Raw genomic sequence first — 18,940 nt, 5'->3', positions numbered from 1 at the left:
CGGGATTTCTCTCGCGCGGCCCCGGTAGAAGATTACTTGATCTTCGGGTTCAGAAGTGCGTCGATCTTCGGATCGGCCATGTTGGCCTTCGTCACCAGATTTGCACCGGTGTCGACGTTGGCTTCGACCTTCTCGCCCTTAGACACGGCAAGTGCAGTCTTCACGCCGTCATAGCCCATACGGTAGGGATCCTGCACGACGAGGCCGGCAAGGGCGCCATCCTTGAGGAAGCCAACGGTCTTGTCATCGCTGTCGAAGCCGATGACCTTGACCTTGTCGCCGAGCTTGTTTTCGGCGATCGCCTGTCCGACGCCCTGTGCCATGATCAGGTTGGACGCAAACACGCCAACGATGTTCGGGTTGGCAGTGATGAGGTCGGTCATGATGTTGAGACCCGTCGTTGCCTGGCCGTCAGCATACTTGTCGGCAATAACCTTCAGGCCCGGATACTTGGTCTTGACCTGGTCGAGGAAGCCCTCGCGGCGCTGCTCGAGCGAGCCGGCGCCGGGTGTGTTGGTGATGATGACGACATCGCCCTCTTCCTTGCCGGTCATTTCCTTGATCGCAGCGGCAAGGCCATCAGCAGCGATGCGGCCGCCCTGGACGTTGTCGGTCGTCAGGAACGACTTGAAGGCCTTCGAGTCAGCGCCGGAATCGATACCGATGATCGGCACGGACTTTGCAGCTTCATCGACCGGCTTGCCAAGTGCCTTGAACTCGGTCGGCGAGATGACGATCGCGGCCGGCTTGCCGGCGACGGCATTTTCAAGAATGCTGATCTGTCCGTTGACGTCGGTTTCGGCCTGCGCGCCGAGTTCCGGCACGTTGACGCCGAGATCCTGGCCGGCCTTGCGGGCGCCGGCAAGAACGATCTGCCAGTAGAAGGATGTCGTGTCCTTGACGATGATCGGGATCGTGACGTCGGCCGCAAAAGACGGCATCGGCATCGCGGTTGCGATCACGGCAGCGCCCGCAAGAGCCGTAAAGGCTCGACGGGAAAGAACGGATTTCATGCGCATGTATGTTCTCCTCTCAGGTGCGTTCTCCTCCAGGGAATCTCCCGCCGAACGCTAGCGGGAGATTTTTATCGATAAAAAACATTTACGGTTGGACGCTAGCCGAGGCCGCCGCGAATTGCAAGTCCACCCCGGATTTCCGATTTGATCGGCACTTTCCTCACGCATTTCCTCTCTTGGAGCTCCGTCTCCAAGTCGACTTCAAGGCAGCGCCAACCTGCGATATGAAACATTGGTTCCGAATATTTGTCAATACGGAACGTTTATTCCATTTTGGGAAGTGCTTGGGATCAGCCTCGGAAGACTTCGTGCGGATGGACGACGCCTTTCTTCAGAATAAGGTTGCCGTAAAGGCGAAATTCGGTGGTTGCGACGATGTACGCCGCCTTGCGTGTCCGCTCGTAGAAGGCGAAGCGTTCGACCGGCATGACCTTGAAGTCGCCGGCGCGTTTCGCGACAATGGTCTGGAACTCGACACATACGTCCGGCACGGCCGACGGGTTCCCCACGACTTCCATGCGCCAGGCCGTCTCCGGCACGAACGTGTCGAGCGGCATATGGGTCAGGATCGCCTCGGCCATATCGGTGGCGCTGACCCCGTCGGCGCGGATCACGTCCGGTCCCATCGTGCTTGAAGGGAAGTTGGCGTCGGCAATGACGATTTCGTCCCCGTGACCCATTCTGGCGATGGCGCGAAGCAGGTCGGGATTAAGAACGGGATGAATTCCTTTAAGCATTTTTCAGTTCCTCAGACGCGTACTGCTTCGTCGCCCAGCGGCGGCGCCACGAGCGTGAAATTATCGAATTCCGGAAAGCTCGTTTCGGACAACGGGGGCTCGAAGAGTTGCATGTTGCGCTGCAGGCTCGACGCCTTCGCCGTGCCGATTAGCACAGACGAGACAAGCGGATCGCGCAGCGGAAACTGCAAGGCAGGCGCGGCAAGCGGTACGCCGTAGTTGCTGGCAATCGCCTCCATGCCGGCGACCTTGGCAAGAACGTCGTCGGTGGCCGGCAGATAGTCGAAATTCGAACCCGGCACGGCGCCGGTGGCCAGGATGCCCGAATTGAAGACGCCGCCAACGACAAGTGATGTACCCTTCCGCCGGCAGAGTGGGAGCAACTCGGCGACCGCGGAACGGTCGAGCAGCGTGTAGCGCCCGGCCATGAGAATGCAGTCGATAGTGCCATTGCGCATGACATCGAGGCAGACCGGCACCTCGTTGACGCCAAGCCCGAAGGCTTTGATCGCACCAGCGGATTTCAGTTCTTCCAGCGCTTTGATGCCACCGTCGAGGAACTGCCGCAGGTAGACGGCGTTTTTCGCTGCCCCGTGTGTATAGCCGCCGATGTCGTGGACATAGATGATGTCGATGCGGTTCAGCCCGAGACGGGCGTAGCTGAATTCGACCGAGCGCATGATGCCGTCATAGGAATAGTCGTAGTCGGCATCGAAGGAGAGCGGTTCGACATAGCTGTAATCAGGCACCGTGCCGGTTGGCACAGGGCGCAGCAACCGGCCAACTTTGGTGGACAGGACCCATTCCGTGTCCGGCTTGTCGCGCAGAAAGTCGCCAACCCGGCGCTCTGCAAGACCAAGCCCGTACCACGGCGCGACATCGAAATAGCGAATGCCGGCGTCCCACGCGGCGCCCAGCGTTTCCATCGCCTGCTCCCGTGGGCAGGCGCGGTAGAGGCCGCCGAGAGCTGCGGCGCCGAAGCTCACTTCGGTCACCGACAGATCGGTCTTGCCGAGTCTCCTCGTCTTCATCATTCCTCCTCAGAAGACTTGACAGATTTCTGTTCTAGAGCGTTGCCCCGAGATGCCACGGCACGAATTCGTTGTCGCCGTATCCGAATTCCTCGCTCTTGGTCTTCTTGCCCGATGCGGTGTCGATGATCAGGTCGAAGATCTCACGCCCCTTGGCGCTGATCGTCGCATCGCCGGTGGCAATCGTGCCGCAATCGATATCCATGTCTTCTTCCATCGAGGCATAGAGCGCCGAATTGCTCGACAGCTTGATTGACGGTGCAGGGCGACAGCCGAAACAGCTGCCGCGGCCGGTCGTGAAGGCGATCATGTTGGCGCCACCGGCGACCTGCCCCGTCGCCGAGACCGGGTCGTAGCCTGGCGTATCCATGAAAACCAGACCGGGCGCGGTCACCCGCTCGGCATAGCCATAGACGGCGGTCAGCGGCGAGCGTCCGCCCTTGGCGACGGCGCCGAGCGACTTTTCGAGAATGGTCGTCAACCCGCCCCGCTTGTTGCCGGGCGAGGGGTTGTTGTCGAGCGAGGCGCCATGCAGTGCCACGTATTTTTCCCACCAGGCGATCTTGTCGTCGAGTTTCTTCGCAACCTCGTCGCTGACGGCTCGGCTGCGCAGAAGGTGCTCGGCGCCATAGATTTCCGAGGTCTCCGAAAGGATAGCCGTTCCGCCGGCCGCGGCCAGGAGGTCCGCTGCAACGCCGAGCGCTGGATTGGCGGTGATACCGGAGAAACCATCGGAGCCGCCGCATTGCAGGCCGATGATGATCTCGCTGATCGGCAGCGCCACGCGCCGCTCCCTGCCGACATCGTCGGCGATTTCCTTGAGCATTCCCATCGCGCGTTCGACGGCGCGACGCGATCCGCCCGCGTCCTGGATATTGAAGTGGCGCTTGGAGCTTCCGGCCCCGCTCTGGCCATAGAGCGTCAACTGGTTGACCTCGCAGCCGAGCCCGATCATCAGCACGCCACCGAAGTTCACGTGCCTCGTATAACCGGCAAGGGTCCGGTGCAGCACCGCCATGCCGTCGCCGGTCGAACTCATCCCGCACCCCTGGTCGTGTACGATCGGCACGAAGCCGTCGATGCCTTCATAATGCGGCAGAAGGGTGCGGTTTGCCGTCTCGGCGATCGCACGGCAGACCGTGGTGGAACAGTTCACGCTGGCGATGATGCCGATGTAGTTACGCGTCGCAGCACGCCCATCAGCGCGACGATAGCCCATGAAAGTGCGCGTTCGGTCTTTCGCGCTTGCCTCTTCCGGCGCCGAATTCGCGGTCGCCGCGAGGCGGTCATTCTCAAAATGCAGATTGTGGCTGTGAATGTGATCGCCAGCCTTGACCTCTGCCGTTGTGCGTCCGATCGCCTGGCCGTACTTCACGACCGGCTGGCCAAGCGCGATGTCGGCCAGCGCGATCTTGTGGCCGGGGTCGATCTTCTCGCGGGTCTGGATACCCGCGACCGTCTCGCCGGCTGCGATCGCAGCCGTTGCGACCGCAACGTTGTCGCCGGTCGACAGGATGATCCAAGGGTCTTTCTTCAACAATTTTCTCCCTAGGGAAACACTCGCTGCTTCGGCGAATGCGCATTGATTTTGTTTTTTATCTACAATAAACATTTTCAAGTCAACGGGATTGTTGATCCTGTGGACGAGGGAGGCAAACAGCCGCACACGATCCAAAATAAGATAAGGATCGTCGATGGATAAAGCTTCCGACCTACCGGAGACCTCTGTTTAAGGGCGGTCGATCGGGGTCGCCGAAGCATGAGGGCGGGGCATGGCGAGGCAGAATACAGTCTTCAAGGAAGCGTACAACCGCTATGCGGTGGCGTTGCGCATAGATGCCACCTTGCCCTCGGAGCCGGAGATAGCGGCGCAACTCGGGATCAGCCGGAGCACCGCGCGAGCGATCCTTGCGCGGCTCAGCGACGAGGGGATTATCAGCTGGAACAAGCGCCAGAAGATCGTGCTGAGAGAGCCTGCGGAAGATGAGCTTTTCCCCTCCGAGGAGACCAGCTCGCTGCACGACATCATCGAGCGCAGCTTCATGCAACGAATTCTGTCGGATGACGCCGCGCCCGGCATGCAGATCAACGAGCTGGAGCTTGCGCGCGAGATCGGAACCGGCACTACCAGCGTGCGCGAGTTTCTCATCCGGTTTTCGCGTTTCGGCCTGATCGAGAAGCGACCGAACAGCCACTGGATTCTGAAGGGCTTCACCCGCGATTTTGCGCTTGAACTCGCCGACGTGCGCGAGATGTTCGAGCTGCATTCGGCAGCGGAGTTCGGCAAGCTTCCGGCCGGTCACGACGCCTGGAGCGCGCTCGCCGAAATCAAGGCACAACACCAGGCGATGCTGAGGGATCTCGACACGCGCTACAAGGATTTTTCGGCGCTTGACGAGCGGTTCCACCTGCTGATCCACGGCGCTGCGAAAAACCGTTTCATTGCCGACTTTTACGATGCCATCGCCATCATCTTCCACTATCACTACCAGTGGAACAAGGCTTTCGCCCGCGAGCGCAACGAACGCGCCATTCACGAACACCTCGACTACATCGCCGCACTGGAATCGCGCGATCAGGCGGCAATCGACTTCTCCTGCCGTCTACACCTGCGGTCGGCTCGGCAGACCCTGCTGCAATCGATCCCGGCGGTGATCGAAGAACTCAGTCCGCTACCAAGGGCCGCGCCTGCCGACGGAAAGTGAAATCCCACTTACGGGTGCGGTTTTCAATTTAGTGCGAGGCTTCGCTCGGGACTGACGACGTCGATGCACGGTCATGCGCATGCCCGACCGGAATGAGCCAGGCTGCGAGGAACGTGAGCACGGCCACCACGGCCACGCCCCAGAACGTCCAGTGAAGCGACGCATCGAAGACGGCACGGATTGCGGGATCCGCAGCCAACTCCGAAAGGCCCGTGGGTTGGTTGAGCACTTCGTGCAGCGAGCTTGCTGCTTCGCCGACCGCATAGTGGGTGATCCCGGCATTGAGGATAGCACCGAGTACCGTCGCGCCAAGCGTGTTGCCAAGACTGCGGGCGAAAATGATCGAGGCAGTGGCACTGCCGCGCATTGACCATTCGACACTATCCTGCACCAGCGCGATGCTCGTCAGGCTGATCAGTCCCATGCCGAAGCCCATGAAGAACGACCCGGCACCGGCGAGTGCCGGATGGCTGTCTGGTGTCAGAAACAAGAGGAAGCTCGCACCGAAGGGAAACATCAGGCTCCCCACCCTGAGGGTGCGACGGATTCCGAAGGCTTTGAAGAAACGGCTGGAGAGCATGACGGCCAGCGGCCATCCGACGACCAGCATCGTCAGCGTGAAGCCCGCGACGATCGATGACCGCCCGAGGACGCCCTGCACGTACATCGGCAGTACGGTCGAAAGACCGATCAGCGCCATCCCCGCAAGCAATGTCGCGGCATTGCTCGTTGCGACCAGTCGGCGGCTCCACAGTGCGATCGAAATGATCGGCTCCGCCACGCGTCGCTCCTGCCGGAGAAAAAGCGTGCCGGCAACGAGGAAGACAGCGCCAAGCAATAGCAGGATACCAGCACTCGCATCCGCTGCTTCGGTCAGGATGACAAGCAATGCGGTGATCGTGATCGAGAAAAGGATCGCGCCCGCGTAGTCGATCTTGGCCTGCTTGTGTGCCACAGATTCCTTGAGGAACACCAGGAACGCTGCGATCGACAAGACGCCGATGGGCAGATTGATCCAGAAAATCCACGCCCAGGAAACGCTGTCGACAATGACGCCGCCGGCGAGTGGTCCGACAACCGCCGAGGTTGCCCAGACGGTCGCCATGATACCTTGTACCCGACCGCGTTCCTGAAGCGTGAAGAGATCGCCGATGATTGTCATCGTCACGGGCTGAATCGCACCCGCGCCAAGTCCCTGAAGGAGACGGAAAAGGATCAGCGAGGTCATCGACCAAGCCAGACCGCAAAGGAGAGATCCACACAGGAAGACCGCGATCCCGACAATCAGAATCGGCTTGCGACCGAAGATATCCGACAGTTTGCCGTAGATAACGGTCGTCGTCGATTGGGCGAGGAGAAACGCCGAGAACACCCAACTGTAGTACGTAAAGCCGCCCAGTTGCCCGACGATCTTTGGCATTGCCGTGGCGACGATCGTAGCCTCGATTGCAACCATGAAGGTGGCAAGCATGATCGTTGCAACGACAAGCGCACGGTTAGAGCGCTGAGCTGTGTTGGGCATGAAATAGTCTCCGGATGCTCCGCGGCATGCCGTCGGTTTCGGCAGGTCGGCTGGGCAGGCAGGTGCCGACGCGAAGCGATGTCTGGTTTTCTATTCGCCCGCCCGGACTACGTCAATTGGCTATATTTCGGGAAACCCGACGAGAGGAAGGGCCTTCTCACCGTCCTCGGACGCGTCGCGCCTTCGCACCCAAGACGCTCGAAAGTATGTGTTGCACCAAGGTTCTTTAAGCATAATGTCATACGGTGTGAGGCTGTGGCGTGCGGTGCAGACTTTGCTGGGAGGGTCTGGGAGTTACTTGGCAAGATTGTTCTGCAACGCCTTTGCGGCGCGTTGGGTCTTGAAGGTCGATCCTTCGATGCGGGGATGGAATCGGAGTGTGAGGGGCAGGTGATTGCGCAATTGCTGACCTGGATGCGAACGCGGTCGCCATCGATCCAGTTTCTGTTTGCCAGCGGCGCCCTCATTCTTTTCGCCACAGTGATATCGGGCTACGCTGTATCGCGGATCGTTGCGCAGAATGCGATCCGAAGCAAAGCCGACGCTGCGGCGATTTTCGTTCAGAGCATGACGGAGCCGCTGGTCCAGGGGCTGATGTCGGGACATTCGTTGTCGGCGAACGATATCGCCAGGCTCAACGGTCTCTTCACGGATCCGGCGTTGCGCGATCGCTTCCCCCACGTCGAAATATGGAAACCGGACGGACAGATCATCTATTCGCTGTCGCAGGACCTGATCGGTCGCACTTTCGAACTGCCGGTCGGTGTCAGGAATGCCCTTTCCGGCGAAGTCTCGCTATTGGTGGCCGATCTGAGCGCCGGCGAGCATGTCGCTCGTAACTTTCAGACGAGTTATCTCGAGATCTACAGTCCGTTGCGCGACAACCTCTCCGGTCAGATCATCGCGGTTGCGGAAATTCAGGAAGACCTGTCGATTTTCGATCGGGATCTCATACAAGTGAGGCTTGCTAGCTGGGCCACGGTAGCAATCGGCTCCAGTGCGATACTACTGTGTCTCTTCGCAATCGTTCGCCGGGCCAGCAATACGATCGAAGAGCAGCGACAGGCATTGCGACAGCGCGCCGAGGAGGCGGAAGCTGCTTCCCGCAAGTTGATGGAACTGCAGAATATCGCGCGGCAAGCCTCGATGGAACTGGCGGAGCGCAACGAAAAGCTGATGCGGGGCGTCGGGGCAGATCTCCATGACGGGCCGGCTCAGCTTCTCGGCTTTGCGAGGCTGCAGGTCGAGCAGGTCCGCCAGGCGAAGACAGCGGCCGGTCGCAAGACGCCGCTCGCCATGCTTGAGGATTCGCTTGATGGCGCCTCGGCGGAGATCCGGGCAATTGCGCGATCCTTGATCCTGCCGGAAATCGAGCATCTGATGCCGGGCCGCATCATCGAGCGTGCCATCAAGCTGCATGAGACCCGATCGGGAACCGAGGTCGCTTTCGTGACAAATGCTGATGATAGGGAAATCCCGGCGGCGTTGAAAATCTGTCTTTTTCGCTTTGTGCAGGAGGGCCTGAGCAATGCCTACCGGCATGCGGGCGGCAACTGCCAGGCGGTTCGGTATGAGATGAGCACTGCGCATCTGGAAGTGGTGGTTTCAGACAAGGGGCCACCAAAGGGGTTCACCGCGCCAGCCCGCCAGGTCGGCGGAGGAATGGGGATCTATGGCTTGCGCCAACGCATCGAAAGTCTTGGTGGCAGCCTGCAAATTGCCGCGGCTGCCGGAAATGGAACCAGGCTGACGATGCTGTTCGAGTTGCGGGAGACGGCGTAGATGGTGCAGCCCGCCTCTGTCATCGTTGTTGACGATCACGCGCTCTTCCGGATGGGGGTGCTTCAGACGATTGCGTTGAGCACGAATTTGCGGGTGGTCGCGGAAGGAGCATCGAAACAGGACGCCATCGACCTCGCTGAACGCCACCGACCGGCAGTCGCGATTTTGGATATTTCCATGCCGGGTGGCGGAATTGAAGCAGCCCGGGAAATTCACGCGCGATGGCCGGACGTCAGGATCGTGATGCTGACTGTGTCGGAAGATGACAGCCAGGTTCTCGAAGCGCTCGAGGCGGGGGCCGCCGGTTACATCCTGAAAGGCGTCGCTGCGGGCGAGTTGCTTGACGCCCTCACGACCGTGCAACGCGGCAACAGCTATCTTGCGCCGACCCTCGGCTCCCGGCTGTTCGCGACAATGCGGGCCGTCCCGGCGGAAAACGCCAACTCGCCTCCCGATTTATCGTCGAAAGAGCGACAGGTGTTGCTATGTGTTGCCCGCGGCATGGGCAATCAGGCGATCGCCGACCTGGTCGGCACCAGTGTCCGCAATGTGAAGTTCCACGTCTCCAAGCTTCTTCGGAAGATGAATGCCAAGAACCGCGTCGAACTGGCACTTGTCGCGCAGCGGATGACCGGTTCGCTGTGATATGTGGATCAAAGCCAGAACCGGTTGCCGTCGTCTTGGTGTTTGCGGGCCATAGACTGCGCTAAACGCCTTCGTAGACGAGCCGCGTAAAGAAAGCTGGCGTCACGACGAATTTCCCCCAGACAGGATCCCATTTTGCGGTCGGTTTCGCATCGATCGCCTCGTCCACGGAGCGCCCTTCTTTCTTGAGCTTGGCCACATTCTCGCGGATCCCAACGAGCATGTCTCGGAAGGCGACGAGCTGTTCCTTGTTCCCCACTGCGCCGTGGCCGGGGATGACAATGGTGTCACCTGCGGCGGTAGCGATATTGGCCTCCGCTGCCATGATCGTACCGTCTATGTTGCCGCCCGTGGAATAGTCTATGAACGGGTACACTCCATTCCAGAAGGTGTCGCCAGTGTGAAGCACATTCGCCTCCTGGAAAAAGACGGAGATATCGCTGTCGGTATGGGCGGGTCCGTAGTATTTCAACGCAATCGTTTGATTGTTCAATTTCAGCGTCTGCGCATCACCGGACATGAGCGACGTCGGCAAGGCACCCTTCGGTGATGCCGGGAACGTAAAATCCCAGTCCTGGACGCGCTGTGCCGAGGCCAGGTGGGTGAGCGTGTTGGGGTGGGCCATGATCACGGCGCCGTCAGAATTCAGCCATTCATTGCCATCCGTATGGTCGAAATGCCAATGCGTGTTGATCAGATGGGTAATCGGTTGCGGTCCCAGGGCGACCAGAGCCTCTTCGATTCGAGGTCGCGTGGCTGTGATGCCGGCGTCGATCAGAAGCTTGCCGTCGCCGCCAGCCAGCACGGCGATGTTGCCGCCTGACCCGGAAAGCGCACTGACACCCCCGCGAAGCTTTTCTGTGGTGATCGACGCCTTGGCAGCTGCATCTCGTATCACATCCACCACGTTGCCAGCCGCCGCAAAGACTTCGGCAGGCGTCAACCAGGCCCCAGTTGCCGCAAACGCAGCGCCACCAAGGCAGCAAAAGCAGAAGCCGCGTCTCGAAAGATTGTAGTGGTGCATTGACGAATTCATGCCGTCCTCCTGGTCAGTTGAGCCTAGATCCGAGACTTGTCGCGACGGCCCGAAGGGGCAGCCTGCATGACTACGAGATGGCCGAAATCTAGTCTCGGCCTCCGACAAGCAGCACTTGGCGATGCTAGGTCCGGCCTAGATTTCGATCAAGGAAATCGTGGATGAGCGGAGCCATCTCATCGAGCTTGTCTTCGAGAGCAAAGTGCCCGGAGTCGAGCATGTGCATCTCCGCGTTCGGCAGGTCGCGCAAATAAGGGGCCGCGCCATCGGCCGGGAAGATCTTGTCGTTCTTTCCCCAGACGATCAGTGTCGGCGGCTTGCGCTCGCGGAAAAACGCCTGGAATTTTGGGTACAGCGGAACATTGGTGCCGTAGTCGTGGAAGAGATCGAGTTGGATATCTTTGTTGCCGGGGCGGTCGAGCAAGGCCTGGTCGTGGACCCAGTTGTCCGGATCAATCCGGGCGGCATCGCTCATGCCATCCAGATACTGGAACTTCGTCGTTTCGAGAGAAACGAGACCGGCCAGGGCTTCACGGCGGGCGGGCGTGTTCTCAGCCCAGTAAGCCTTGATGGGATCCCAGAATTCCTTCAATCCCTCCTCGTAGGCATTTCCGTTCTGCACGATCAGGGCGGTGACGCGATCGGGATGCTTGAGGGCAAGGCGGTAGCCGACCGGAGCACCGTAGTCCATGACGTACATCGCGTACCGCTTGGCATCCAAATGGTTTAACAAGGCGTCGACAATGTCCGCGTAATTTCCAAACGTATAGGCAAACCTCGTGTGATCAGGTGCATCGCTTTCGCCAAAGCCCGGATAATCTGGCGCGATAACGTGATAACGATCGGCCAGGAGTGGAATGAGGTTTCTGAACATATGCGATGAAGTCGGAAAGCCATGCAGCAGAACGACTATCGGCCCGTCAGCCGGTCCGGCCTCACGATAAAAGACATTCACGCCGTCGATCTTTGCGGTATGGTATCGAATAACCGGAATTTTCATATCAGCCTCCTGAATGAGCCTACGGCTTCCGTGGACAAGGGATACCTGTGCTGCAGCACGCTTTGGCGATCTTTGGATCAAGCAAGCCGGGCCCGGGAGTGCGAGCTGGAAAAGTCTGGAGATCGGTGTTGAGCGTGTCTGTCTCGGACGTGCAATTGGAGCGGTTCAGGGTGTTATCAATGCTCGGTCCATGCAAAAGTGGAATTTGATGCAAGGATCGGAGCCTGCAGACAACCACTAGACGCTGGAAAAAAACATAGTTCGCTTTAAAATTATATTGAGGGCGACGTAGGTTATTCGGCGTGCATGGCGGAAGCCGGCAAACGCCCGTCAGTTCCAGGGAGATTCGCGGATGCCTTCTAAAGCTGATGACAAACTCTCCCCAAATCGCCGTGAAATGCTTGTGGGCTCGATAATGACGGCGGCGGCATTGCTTCTACCGCGGAGTGTGTTTGCCGCCGACGTTCATCGCCTCGCGCATGGGGCCTTCGACATCACGGTCGTCAGCGATGGCTTCATCACGCTTCCGGCGGAGGTCCTTCTTCCCGACGCCTCGCCGGAGGAACGAACCGGAATCCTGGCCCGCCTCGGCGGCAATGCCGAAGGCGCGCCGGTTCAGGCGAACATTCCGTTAATTCGTCACGGCAGCGATCTCATTCTGATCGATAATGGCTCAGGCCCGCATTTTCAGCCAACCGCCGGTAGGCTCGCCCAGAATCTGAAGACCCTTGCGGTCGAACCGGAAAGCATCACCAAGATTGTCTTCACGCATGCCCATCCCGACCACTCCGGCGCGACGACGACGGCAGAGGGCAAGCTGCTTTACCCGAACGCGCAGTATTATGTGAGTGAGGCGGAATGGAACTTCTGGACAGACAAGGACTACGAGGCGCATATGCCGGCCGCGCTTCACGCCTTTGCCCGAGGCGCCCAGCGCGATCTGTTCGCTGTCAAGGATCGACTGACGTTGGTGAAGCCCGGTGACGAGATTGTTGCCGGCATGCAAGTTGTCGAAACGCGAGGTCACACGCCGGGCCATGTTTCAATCGAGCTTGCCGGGGATGGCAATTTGCTGATCACCGCTGACGCCTGCACAAATGACGTCATCTTTTTTGAGCATCCGGCATGGCACTTCGGCTTCGACACCGAACCAGATGTTGCCCTGAAGAACAGGGCGGCCCTGCTCGATCGCGCCGCTAGCGAAAAGCTGAAGCTGCTTGGCTATCACTGGAGCTATCCGGGGGTTGGCTATGCCGAGCGCGACGGTAACGCCTATCGATTTGTGAAGGCATGAACCTGAGTGTCGGCTCCTTCCTGCCGAATGCTTGGGTTCACCCACGTAGTGACACTTCGCTATCGGCATGATCCGGACATGCCTCGCACTTGGCAACATCCGACGGCCCTAAGTCGATGAAGGCCCGCGCGTCATGAGGACTACGACGACCGCGAGCGACAGCAGCACTCCGAGGACATAGAAGGTGTCGGAAAACGCCATGACGAAGGATTGCTGCTGAACAAGATTGCCAAGCAGGATCTCGGCCTGATGATGCGCATGCGGGATATCACCGGCGCCATGCGCCAGAAAGTACTGCTGCATTTCCGTCAGAAACTGCCCGACACTGTTCCCATAGGGCGTGACCGACTGGCCGATGATGTTGGAATGGAACTGTTCACGTTTGGTGATGATCGTCGCCAGGGTCGCCGTTCCCACAGCGCCACCGAGGCTTCGCATCATGTTGAACAGGCCGGATGCCGCTCCCGATTGCTCCCTGGGGATGCCGATTGTCGCGATACCGATCAGCGGTGCTATGACGACGGCCTGACCGATTGCCCGCACGATGTTGGTCATCATGAACTGGTCGCCGCCGTCGTCGAAGCTCAAATGCGTGTTCAGGAAGCAGCTCGCTGCGAAGATCGCCAGACCCACCGAGACGATGGCACGCCGATCGAAGTGCTTTTGCAGCAATGGTACGAATGGGATTATCAGAAGCTGCGGCAGGCCGGCCCAGGCCAGCACCAAGCCGGTTTGCTCGGCGTTGTAGCCCTGAACTCCGTTCAGATACGCAGGCAGCACGTAAACGGAGCCGTACAGGGCGAAACCGACAATGACGTTGGCGAGCGTACCCAATCCAAAATTTCGGCGAGCGAGCAGCCGTAGTTGGACAGCCGGTTTCTCGACGATCAGCTCGATGATGATGAAAATGGTCAATGTGATCGCTGCCAGGACCGCCAGGTGGACGATGTAGGGTGAGCCGAACCAGTCGTCCTTGTTGCCTTCATCGAGCACCGTCTGCAGCGATGCCAAGCCGACCGCCATGAATGCGATACCGAACCAGTCGCCGTCCCGCAGCAATGAGAGGTTCATCTTGGATCGTTCCAGCGTCGGATAGAGCAGCCCAAACATCAACGCCCCGGGAATGAGGTTGATGAAGAAGATGTACTGCCACCCATAGTTTTCGGTCAGATAACCGCCGATGGTCGGCCCGATCGCTGGCCCGAATGTCGCTGTCAGCGCAAAAGCCGCCAGCCCCATCGGTTGTTGGCGGAGTGGGATGGTGGTCAACACGCGCGTGAAGGCCATCGGGATCATTACCCCGCCGGTGAAGCCCTGCAATCCACGGAACATGATCATTTCCGTGAGGTTCGTGGCAAAGGCGCAGCAAATGGAAAAGAACAGAAACAAGCCGAGGTTGCCAAGCAGGGCGCGACGGAAGGTGAAGACGCGGCTAAGATAGTCCGTCAGCGGGATCATGATGATTTCGCCGATCAGATAGGCGGTCGAGATCCAGGTGCCGTTGTCGGTACCGGTACCGATCCCGCCTTCGATCTGCGGAAGCGAGGAATTGGTGATCTGAATGTCGAGGACGGCGATCAGGGCGCCTACCATGCAGCCGCCGACCGCGATCCATGTGCGGATGCTGGCGCCTGCTTCGCGCTCTCCGCCAGCCGCTTCGATGCCCGTCATCGCCGTTGACCTTCCGATAACTACTTGCTTTTGTTCGCGGGAGGGGTGGTTTCAGCGACTGGTCCGACCTCTATCGTCGTCGTCACGGACATGCCTGGAAGCAGGCGACCCGCGAGCGGATCCGACTTGTCGATAGTGATCTTCACGGGAACCCGCTGCACGATCTTGGTGAAGTTGCCAGTCGCATTGTCCGGCGGCAGCAGGGCGAACTCCTGGCCGCTTGCCGGGGCAAGGCTGTTGACGACACCGCGCACGGTAACGCCTGAGAATGTGTCCACGGCGATCCCGACCGGCTGACCGGGCCTGACGTCGGCGAGTTGGGTCTCCTTGTAGTTGGCGACGACATAGGCCGCCTGGAGCGGCACCACCGCCAGAAGCAGTTGACCGGGTTGGGCATAGAGGCCAACCCGAACCGTCCGCGCGCCGACCACGCCGTCGACGGGCGCCCGGAGCACCGTGTATCCAAGGTTGAGTTCTGCCTGCGCCAGCGCAGCACGATTATGGTCGAGCGTTGCCTTGGCTTCTGACTGCTGTGCGTCGAGCGTATCGATCTGCTTCTGCGTGGCGACCAGCGCCGCCTTGTCCTTGACCACCACGGCCTTTGCCGATTCGGCCTGCGACGCCGCCTGTTGTGCCTCTTCCACTGTTGCAGATCCCGTTTTCGACAGGGTCGAAAAGCGCTGGTTGTTCTGTTCAGCGAACACCTCCGATGCCTGGTCGGTATTGATCGTCGCTTGCGCCTCGTCGATCAGTGCTTTTTGTTCACTAAGCTGGGCAGCAATACTGACTATGTCCGCTTCGGCCTGTGCGACATCCGCCTTTGCCTGATCGACCGCCGCCTGAAAGTCGCGCGGATCAATCGTAGCGAGAATGTCACCCGCTTTGACTGGCTGATTGTCGTTGACGTGAAGGGTCTGGATATAGCCCGCCACCTGTGGCGCTATCGCGACCACGTCGGCCTGAACATATGCATCGTCCGTCGATTGCTCGAATTGCCACACCGTCCAATATTTCCAGCCACCATAGGCCGCCGCACCCAGCGCCGCGATCGCGACCGTACCGAGCACCAGCATTCGCCATTTGGGCTTGCGCTTCACCGGTGCGGGCGTTGTTGGTGCCTGAGCATTGCTGCCGTCACCTGCTGGCAGGGCGGTTTCCGCCGTCGGGCTAGCAGGATGGTTGATGACGTTCATGATGGCTCCTGCTCCTGGTTGACCAAGCCTGGATTGCCCGGGATTCAATGATTTTCATGAAGTTAGCGCTCGGCTGTTCGGTCCAGCTGGAAAGATGCCGCAATGGCTGAAAATTATCCTTTTCCCGCCCCCTTCATAACCATACTTAGGTGTGGGCGGAGCTAGACACGCGTTGGATGTGGCCGCCATCGGATGCCAATAACGCGGCGCGATCCAATTGAGCGCTGGCGCACCGCATTTCTCAGGAGCTCGATTTGCGGGTGACCGTTCGGGGCTTCGCAATGCTCGTGCTGGCTTCTAAAGCTTGCCAGCCGAAAGTGATAGGTCGGTGACGTGGCTTCGCCTGCGCACGCTCGTGAAAACGAGTCGCCTTTGACAGGATGCAAAGGTGCCGAGGCCTTCGTGAATCCGAGTCGGCATCGCACACAGCTGTCCACGGATCGCCCGGGCTCAAGGTCAACATTTCAGCAAGTGTTCACGCCTGGCTACGCGGATTTCGCAAGGCGAGTTGCAGCAGGAGACGCGCCGTGGCCTCTTCATCATCCGCGATGGCAACAATGGTTACGCAACCATCACGCCTTGCCGAGGCAAAGAAACGGCGCTCGATTTCCGCTTGGCAAAGTGTTGGAGCAATTATGCAAACATCTGAATCACGGAGCACAGCATATTGCAAAAGTCGTTCTCCCTCGCCACAGGCAACCCCCCAGCCCCTGTCAGCTTGGAATTCTAGGTTGAGGCATAAGCAGAAAAAAATCAATCACCGGGCTTGCCCATCTTTCCGTTGGCACGGTTCTTTTCGCTGTAGCGAGGCCAGCCTACAGCGGCACAAGTACGTTGTTTTGTTGGAAGGCTCCCACCGTGAACCTCTCTGCGGGATTTATCTATAGATCAGCCAGTCCTTGGGTACCTGCGAAACATTGGTCGCGCCGTGGATGGAGACGTTGTCTCCGCCGGATGCCTTGGCCATGCCGAGCGCTTGTTCGGAGAATGCCATCAAGGCGTCTGCTGTCCGTGCCTGCTTCGACATGCATAATCCGACAGACAAAGTCAGCACGGCCGCTTGTTTTCCGGTTACCGGATGCGCGACGGACACCCCCTTCAGTCGATCGCGGAGACGATCGACAAGCCTCATGATCTCTGTTTCGTCCGCGGTTCGAAACACGAAGCCAAACCGGCCTCGATCGAATCTGCAAGCCAGATCGTCCTTACCAAACAGCGATTGGATCAATTCACCGGCCTTCTTCAACACAGGCTCGACCAGGTTGGGAACCCCGGCAATGACCTCGAACGTGTCGAGTTCTGCAAAGGCAATCCCACACAGATCGGGCAGGCCGGATCGTTCGTAGATTTTCGCCATTTCCTTGTTGAAAACTCGGCGGTTTCCCAGCCCGGTGATCGGGTCGACGAATCTGGCGGCGTTGGCTGCCTCTGCCTCGCGCTGCACCTGTTCCAGCTTCTGGGATTTCTCGACAACTTTTGAGGCGAGCATCGCGCTTTGGGCTTCGCGATCATGTGTTGCGGAGCTCACGAATTTCAGGGATTGCTTGAGTGCGGAACTGTCGGGCAATTCATTCGAATCAAATACCCGTGCCGCCTGACTGATCACGGTTCCGTAGCGTGTCAGCGCGGTTTTTTCTTCGTCCAGCAAGCTAAGGATGCTCTGCAGTTCTTGCTGGACTTGGCCGGAGCGGGCTTCAAGCAAGCCACCTTCATAGTGGTGAGGCAGATACCGGCGACCAATCCCATCCAGTACCTTTTGAGACTTGGTCGCACCGAGCGATTTGAGCTCCCGCGCGAGATCCGGACTGTTGCCGGTCATGGCCTCGAAGACGAGCTCATAATTCCGTGGCAGGCCCTCGATGCCCAACTGCTGCATTACCGTTGCCACACGCAATGCCAGATGTACGGTGTTTCCGGTAGGCTGCATCGAATGCTCTCCACATGACTTTGTTTCGCTGTCGACGATGAACACATCGTCTTGCGTTTTGTTTGGACCTCACTCATTGCCATGACGCGTAGTTTCCGACGAGCGGCTGTGGTGCCTTTCGGAAAGCAAAGGGACAGAAACGACTGGAGCTCCGTGGTGCATCATGCACATGCGGCAGGCAATTTATGGAATAGTATTGTATCGGCGCACTTAAAACGAAGTAAACGACGCCGAGATCTATTTGGCCTGCTCGAACTGCGTGGCGGGTTGATCGTGGAGACGAAAATAGCGTTAGACTGACGTCGAGGAAGCGCTATAATTTTCACAAATCACCACGCTCTGACCAGCAGGTCGGCACTGATGTGGAGCTGAGGCTTAGCTGCAATCGCAACAGTAACGGATAATGTGAGTTTGGATATGGCGACCATCGGTTGTTGATTGGTGTTGAAAGACACGCTGAAATATTGCGTATCGCGCAATCTCCACGTAAACCATGAGCATTCAGGCATCCGCGTCAGGCCAGCAGCCACTTGCCAAAGACGCACAGCCGTTAGTTAGACGAGTGGACAGGCGCATTCGGTTGCGTTTTTGAGGTGATGCAAAAAGTGTTAGGCATGGTCGGCGCGTTTGTAATAAACTTGGATCGATCGCGGGACCGATGGGCGGCCATTGCTTCTCAGGCGGAACGGGTTGGAATGCGGATTGATCGCATAGCGGGAATCGACGGAGGGAAGATAGCTTCAGGCCAACGCTCGGCTTTCAACGAGAGGCGATTTATCTGTCGAAACGGTCGTCCGATCCTGCCAGGCGAATACGGCTGCTATCTTGCCCATATCAAGGCTTTGGAGACGTTTCTCGAAAGTGGCTACGACAGTGCGATCATCATGGAAGATGACGTGGAACTGGTCGAAAATCTTACAAGCAGGGCGTCTGCGATTCTGGCGGCTGTTCCATCGGCCGATCTTGTGAAGCTGCTCAACCACCGGTCCAGATTTTTCAGAGGTGTGGCCGTGACACCCTATGGTGATGCTGTCGGGCGCTGTCTGCATGGGCCGCAAGGTTCTGCCGCCTGTTATCTGGTAACCCGCCACGGTGCACGCAAGCTGCTCAGCCGGATCCAGCAAATAGAGTTTCCCTACGATGTCACGCTCGAACGCGGATGGAAGACTGGCTTGAACATTTTCACCGTACGAGAAAATGTCGTGAGCCTGTCGGAGAGGGCCCTGAGTAGCCAGATAGCCAGCAGGGCGGAGTATCGCGCTGTTAAAAAAAGAGGGATCAAGAAAATGCGCACACATCTTGTCCGCATTTTCGAGTATGCGCGTCGCATACAATATGCACTTTCATGAAGATGTTCTCGACATCGGTGTGGAGTAGGGAA

The 18,940-nt window shown here is 58.8% G+C and carries 15 protein-coding genes; 5 read left to right on the top strand and 10 right to left on the bottom strand.

The features are described from left to right. Positions 1–32: 32 nt before the first annotated feature. From ASC90_RS00680 to ASC90_RS00665, 4 genes are all read right to left on the bottom strand, one after another. Positions 33–1,019: an ABC transporter substrate-binding protein gene (locus tag ASC90_RS00680; RefSeq protein WP_056534275.1), complete on the bottom strand. Its 987-nt coding sequence runs from the start codon at positions 1,017–1,019 to the stop codon at positions 33–35. A 287-nt stretch (positions 1,020–1,306) separates the two neighbouring features. After that, positions 1,307–1,753, bottom strand: a complete 447-nt coding sequence (locus ASC90_RS00675; RefSeq protein WP_056534274.1) for an RbsD/FucU domain-containing protein — start codon at positions 1,751–1,753, stop codon at positions 1,307–1,309. Between the two features lie 11 nt (positions 1,754–1,764). After that, the gene (locus tag ASC90_RS00670) at positions 1,765–2,784 is read right to left on the bottom strand and encodes an aldo/keto reductase (RefSeq protein ID WP_056535183.1); all 1,020 of its coding nucleotides are present in this window, start codon (positions 2,782–2,784) and stop codon (positions 1,765–1,767) included. Positions 2,785–2,818: 34 nt separating this feature from the next. Further along, a complete protein-coding gene (locus tag ASC90_RS00665) occupies positions 2,819–4,321 on the bottom strand; it encodes an altronate dehydratase family protein (protein WP_056534272.1) in 1,503 nt (500 codons plus the stop codon). Positions 4,322–4,556: 235 nt separating this feature from the next. Between ASC90_RS00665 and ASC90_RS00660 the strand changes: the two genes are divergently transcribed. Next, positions 4,557–5,489 (top strand): GntR family transcriptional regulator, encoded by a 933-nt coding sequence (locus tag ASC90_RS00660; RefSeq protein WP_056534270.1) that lies wholly within the window; start codon positions 4,557–4,559, stop codon positions 5,487–5,489. 28 nt (positions 5,490–5,517) lie between these two features. On the opposite strand, the gene ASC90_RS00655 is transcribed toward ASC90_RS00660, so the two are convergent. Continuing rightward, complete coding sequence (locus ASC90_RS00655; protein ID WP_056534268.1) at positions 5,518–7,011, bottom strand: MDR family MFS transporter; 1,494 nt, start codon at positions 7,009–7,011, stop codon at positions 5,518–5,520. Between the two features lie 366 nt (positions 7,012–7,377). Between ASC90_RS00655 and ASC90_RS00650 the strand changes: the two genes are divergently transcribed. Beyond that, positions 7,378–8,793: an ATP-binding protein gene (locus ASC90_RS00650; RefSeq protein ID WP_244480270.1), complete on the top strand. Its 1,416-nt coding sequence runs from the start codon at positions 7,378–7,380 to the stop codon at positions 8,791–8,793. Continuing rightward, the gene (locus ASC90_RS00645; protein WP_056534266.1) at positions 8,794–9,438 is read left to right on the top strand and encodes a response regulator transcription factor; all 645 of its coding nucleotides are present in this window, start codon (positions 8,794–8,796) and stop codon (positions 9,436–9,438) included. It abuts the gene before it with no gap. A gap of 61 nt (positions 9,439–9,499) precedes the next feature. Here ASC90_RS00645 and ASC90_RS00640 read toward each other — a convergent pair whose 3' ends face one another. Beyond that, positions 9,500–10,474: an MBL fold metallo-hydrolase gene (locus tag ASC90_RS00640; protein WP_056534265.1), complete on the bottom strand. Its 975-nt coding sequence runs from the start codon at positions 10,472–10,474 to the stop codon at positions 9,500–9,502. A 124-nt stretch (positions 10,475–10,598) separates the two neighbouring features. Beyond that, complete coding sequence (locus ASC90_RS00635) at positions 10,599–11,474, bottom strand: alpha/beta hydrolase (RefSeq protein ID WP_082519768.1); 876 nt, start codon at positions 11,472–11,474, stop codon at positions 10,599–10,601. A gap of 415 nt (positions 11,475–11,889) precedes the next feature. Between ASC90_RS00635 and ASC90_RS00630 the strand changes: the two genes are divergently transcribed. After that, entirely contained in the window at positions 11,890–12,768 is an 879-nt protein-coding gene (locus ASC90_RS00630; RefSeq protein ID WP_056534261.1) for an MBL fold metallo-hydrolase, read from the top strand. A 108-nt stretch (positions 12,769–12,876) separates the two neighbouring features. Here the strand turns inward: ASC90_RS00630 and ASC90_RS00625 are convergent, their stop codons facing one another. From ASC90_RS00625 to ASC90_RS00615, 3 genes are all read right to left on the bottom strand, one after another. Continuing rightward, the gene (locus ASC90_RS00625; RefSeq protein WP_056534258.1) at positions 12,877–14,439 is read right to left on the bottom strand and encodes a DHA2 family efflux MFS transporter permease subunit; all 1,563 of its coding nucleotides are present in this window, start codon (positions 14,437–14,439) and stop codon (positions 12,877–12,879) included. 20 nt (positions 14,440–14,459) lie between these two features. Continuing rightward, entirely contained in the window at positions 14,460–15,632 is a 1,173-nt protein-coding gene (locus ASC90_RS00620; protein WP_056534256.1) for an HlyD family secretion protein, read from the bottom strand. A gap of 877 nt (positions 15,633–16,509) precedes the next feature. Further along, entirely contained in the window at positions 16,510–17,604 is a 1,095-nt protein-coding gene (locus tag ASC90_RS00615) for a GGDEF domain-containing protein (protein WP_244480269.1), read from the bottom strand. Positions 17,605–18,173: 569 nt separating this feature from the next. Here ASC90_RS00615 and ASC90_RS00610 point away from each other — a divergent pair. After that, positions 18,174–18,908: a glycosyltransferase family 25 protein gene (locus tag ASC90_RS00610; protein ID WP_244480268.1), complete on the top strand. Its 735-nt coding sequence runs from the start codon at positions 18,174–18,176 to the stop codon at positions 18,906–18,908. The last annotated feature ends 32 nt before the right edge of the window (positions 18,909–18,940 follow it).

The organism is Rhizobium sp. Root1220 (assembly GCF_001426265.1).
In the GTDB taxonomy this organism is placed as follows: domain Bacteria; phylum Pseudomonadota; class Alphaproteobacteria; order Rhizobiales; family Rhizobiaceae; genus Rhizobium.
This window is presented reverse-complemented; position numbering and strand designations above follow the sequence as displayed.